The sequence below is a fragment of the Streptomyces sp. NPDC054863 genome (assembly GCF_053610825.1).
Map to the genome: position 1 here is coordinate 1 of NZ_JBSGZD010000466.1, position 3,799 is coordinate 3,799.

General features: G+C 72.8%; 5 protein-coding genes. 4 read left to right on the plus strand and 1 reads right to left on the minus strand.

Features of this window, described 5'->3' with window-relative positions; translation table 11 throughout:
- Nucleotides 1-465 (minus strand): GNAT family N-acetyltransferase (locus ACWGIG_RS37665; protein WP_453326229.1); only part of this gene is annotated, 465 nt, incomplete at its 3' end.
- A 231-nt stretch (nt 466-696) separates the two neighbouring features.
- Between ACWGIG_RS37665 and ACWGIG_RS37670 the strand changes: the two genes are divergently transcribed.
- The 4 genes from ACWGIG_RS37670 (at nt 697) to ACWGIG_RS37685 (ending at nt 3,727) form a co-directional block, all read left to right on the plus strand.
- Nucleotides 697-1,269 (plus strand): DUF5134 domain-containing protein, encoded by a 573-nt coding sequence (locus tag ACWGIG_RS37670; RefSeq protein ID WP_453326230.1) that lies wholly within the window; start codon nt 697-699, stop codon nt 1,267-1,269.
- Nucleotides 1,270-1,366: 97 nt separating this feature from the next.
- Nucleotides 1,367-2,320, plus strand: a complete 954-nt coding sequence (locus ACWGIG_RS37675; protein WP_453326231.1) for a M56 family metallopeptidase — start codon at nt 1,367-1,369, stop codon at nt 2,318-2,320.
- A 47-nt stretch (nt 2,321-2,367) separates the two neighbouring features.
- Nucleotides 2,368-3,033, plus strand: coding sequence for a phosphatase PAP2 family protein (locus ACWGIG_RS37680; RefSeq protein WP_453326232.1), 666 nt, complete (start codon nt 2,368-2,370; stop codon nt 3,031-3,033).
- A gap of 13 nt (nt 3,034-3,046) precedes the next feature.
- Entirely contained in the window at nt 3,047-3,727 is a 681-nt protein-coding gene (locus ACWGIG_RS37685) for an HAD family hydrolase (RefSeq protein WP_453326233.1), read from the plus strand.
- The last annotated feature ends 72 nt before the right edge of the window (nt 3,728-3,799 follow it).

Consider the following 3,799-nt stretch of genomic DNA (forward strand, 5'->3'; position numbering starts at 1 on the left):
CATCCTTCCCGTACGGCGGTAGCCCCTGCGCTCGTACCAGGCGATGAGGTCGTCGCGCACCGAGATCACGGTCATGTGCATCTCGCGCACCTGCCACGCCTCCCGCACCAGGCGCTCCGCCTCCGCGATGATCACCTTGCCGAGGCCGCCGCCCTGGGCCCCGGGGCGTACCGCGAACATCCCGAAGTAGGCGATCTCTCCCCGGTGTTCGAGCTGGCAGCAGGCGACCAGCTCCCCGTCGCGCTCGACGGCGAGCAGGCGGCTGTCGGGGTCGTTGACGAGGCCGAGGACGCCCTCGGGATCCGTGCGCTGACCTTCCAGGAGGTCGGCCTCGGTGGTCCAGCCCGCACGGCTGCTGTCACCGCGGTAGGCGGACTCGACGAGCGCGACGAGCTCCTCCGTGTCGCTCTCGACGGCGTCGCGGAAGACGAGTTCCCCGGGGGCCGGGCGCGAAGTGGTGTCCATGGTGCAGGTGCCCCTCTGTTCTTTCTGTTCTGTTCTGTACGAGTGTCGGTACACGAGCTCTGTACGACGGCGAAGCCGTCCGAGCCTAGAGCCTGTCCGGCGGCCCGTGCCACGGCCGCGCGGCCCGTGCTCCCCCCGTGTGCCGTTGCGCATGCGTGCGCCCCGGCCATTGCGGGCATCGACTCCTCGACCTGTCGACAAGTCGTGGTGGACCCGAACAGGAGGTACGCCGTGCACGGAGCGGCGATGTCCGGCTGGCTGCTGGTGGCGCTGTGCGGGGTGACGAGTGCGTACTGCCTGCTGCGGATGCGCAGCGGGCCGAGGACGGAGCGCGGGGTCGCCCGGGGCGAGGCGCTGATGGGTCTGGGGATGGCGGTGATGGCGGTGCCCGCCACCGTGTTCGCCCCGCCGGACTGGAGTGGGGTGGTGTACGCGGCGGTGTTCGGCGCGGCGGCGCTGCGGGCACTGTGGTGGGTCCGCGGCGGCGTCCGCGGCTCCCCTCATCTGCACCATCTGATCGGATCCGCCGCGATGGTGTACATGGCGGTGGCCATGGCTCCCGGCGGCGCGGGGGGCCATGCGGGGCACGGGCCCGTGGCGGCGGGCGGGGTGCCGCTGCTGACCGGGGTGCTGCTGGCGTACTACGTGGTGTACGTGCTGCGGGTGGGGGCGCGGCTGATCCCGCTGCCTGCCGCGGCGACGCCGTCGGGCGCCACGCTCACCTGGGGTGCCCGCCCCGAACTCGCGCTCGCCTGCCGCCTGTCCATGGCATTGGGGATGCTCACCATGCTGCTGGCCCTGTGAGGCCGCGACGGAAGCGCGCCGAGGACGGGTGAGTCGTACGTCACTTCCCCGTCCGCTCCCGTACCCGGGTGCGGTGCCGCCCTCATAGGCTGGGCCCATGATGGTCTCCCTGGCGCTGCTGCTGCTCGGCCTGCTGACCGCCGTGACGGCTCCGCGTCTGCTCGCGGCCACCGACTGGCGGGAACGGGAACCCGTGGTCGCGCTGTGGATGTGGCAGTGCGTGGTGGGTGCGGTGTTGCTGTGCTTCGCGCTCGCCATGACGTTCAGTGCCGCAGCCGCCTGGCACTTGGTGCGGGGACACGTCTTCGCGTCCGCGCCGCGCGGTGTCGTCGAGGCGTACGCCTTCGGCGCGTCCGGCCCGTGGTCGGCGATCCTCGCGGTCGTCCTGGCCGGCTGCGGGGTGTGGACGGGCGCGATGCTGACCCGGGAGGTCCACCGGGCCCGCTCGGGGCGCAGGCAGCGCCGTGCGGAGCTGCTGGTGCGGGCGCCGGTGCTGCCGGGCGAGGAGCCGCAGGACACGGCGCAGCAGGGCGGAGACCGTCTCGTCGTACTGGAGGAGGAGCGGCCGGACGCCTGGTGGCTGCCCGGGACCGAGCCCCGGCTGGTCATCACCACCGCCGCCCTGCGCCGCCTCAAGGGGCGCCAGCTGGACGCGGTGGTGGCCCACGAGCAGGGACACGCCCGGGCCAGGCACGACTGGCTGCTGCACTGTTCGGGAGCGCTGGCGAACGGTTTCCCGCAGATCCCGGTGTTCGCCGCGTTCCGCGACGAGATGCACCGGCTGGTCGAGCTGGCCGCCGACGACATGGCGTCCCGGCGGTTCGGCCGGCTGACGACGGCGCTCGCGCTGGTCGAACTCAACGAGCACCGTGGCGTGTTCGGCCCGTGCCCGACACCGGACGCGGGTCTTCCGCAGCGGGTGAACCGGCTGCTGGCCCCGGTCCCCAGGCTCAGTCCGGCCCGCCGGCTGCGGCTGACGGCGGCGTCGGCGCTGGTGCCCGTCGTACCGCTGGTGGTGGCGTTCGTACCGGGACTCAGCGCGCTCGGATAAATCGCCCCGCCTGGCTTGACCCGCCGCAGGTCGGCAAGGATCACCCCATGCCCTCCCCCGGACCCGCCCCGCACCTCCGCCCGCCCGTACTCCTCGCAGGCACCCTGCTCACCGTCTCGTTCGCGGTGCTGCTGGCCCTGGTGGCCGCCGGGTGGGGGCCGCTGCTCACCTTCGACGGCGATGTGGCGAGCGGACTGCACCGCTCGGCGGTGGACGATCCGGGGACCACGCAGGCCCAGCGGATCCTGTCCGACTGGGTGTGGGACCCGTGGGCGATGCGGGCGGTGGTGGCGGTGGTCTTCTGCTGGCTGCTGCTGCGCGGTGACCGGGTGCTCGCCCTGTGGATCGCGGTGACGAGTGCGGTCGGCGCGCTCGTACAACAGGTGTTCAAGGCCGCTGTCGGGCGCGAGCGTCCACAGTGGCCCGACCCGGTCGATTCCGCTCATTATGCTGCCTTCCCTTCCGGTCATGCGATGACAGCAACGGTCACTTTCGGTCTTCTGCTGTGGCTGCTGTGGCTGTACGGAGCATCACGCGCGGCGCGGGTGGCACTGCTGGCCGTGGGAGTGGTCTCGGCCGTCGGTGTCGGATTCACCCGTCTGTATCTCGGCGTGCACTGGTTCTCCGACGTCCTCGGCGGGTGGCTGCTCGGAGTGGCGGTGGTGCTGTTCTCGGCCGCCCTTTACGCGCAGCGGACCGCACCGCGGGGATGATCCCGGCATGACGATCAAAGCCGTGCTCTTCGACTTCTCCGGCACGCTGCTGCGCGTCGAGCCGACCCGCTCCTGGGTGGGTGCGGTGCTCGGCGGGGACCTGGACGACGGGGACCTGGACCGGTACGCGGCGCTGCTGGAGGAGGCCGGGGCACTGCCCGGCGGCGCCCCGCCGCTCCGGGTGCCGCCCGCGCTGGCCGGGTCGTGGGCGATCCGCGACCAGAGCACGGAGCTGCACCGTGCGGCGTACACGGGTCTCTCCCGCCAGGTGCGGCTCCCCCACGACCGGCTGCACGACGCGCTGTACGACCGCCACATGACACCGGCCGCCTGGCAGCCGTATCCGGATGCCTGCGAGGTGCTGGCGGCGCTGCACGCGCGCGGCGTCGCGGTGGGCGTGGTGAGCAACATCGGCTGGGACCTGCGTCCGGTGTTCCGGGCACACGGTCTGGACCCGTTCGTCGACACCTACGTCCTGTCGTACGAACACGGTGTGCAGAAGCCCGACCCCCGGCTGTTCCGTACGGCGTGCGAGGCGCTGGGCCAGGATCCGGCCCGGGTGCTGATGGTGGGCGACGACCGGACCGCAGACGGCGGCGCCGCCGCGCTGGGCTGCGCGGTCCACTTCGTCGACCATCTGCCCGCGGCGGACCGCCCGGACGGCCTGCGCCCGGTGCTGGACCTGCTCGACTGAACCCGTCGGCCGGAACCCGTCGGCCGGGCCGCACGACGTCGCACACGGGCTCGACGTCGCACACAGAAGGGC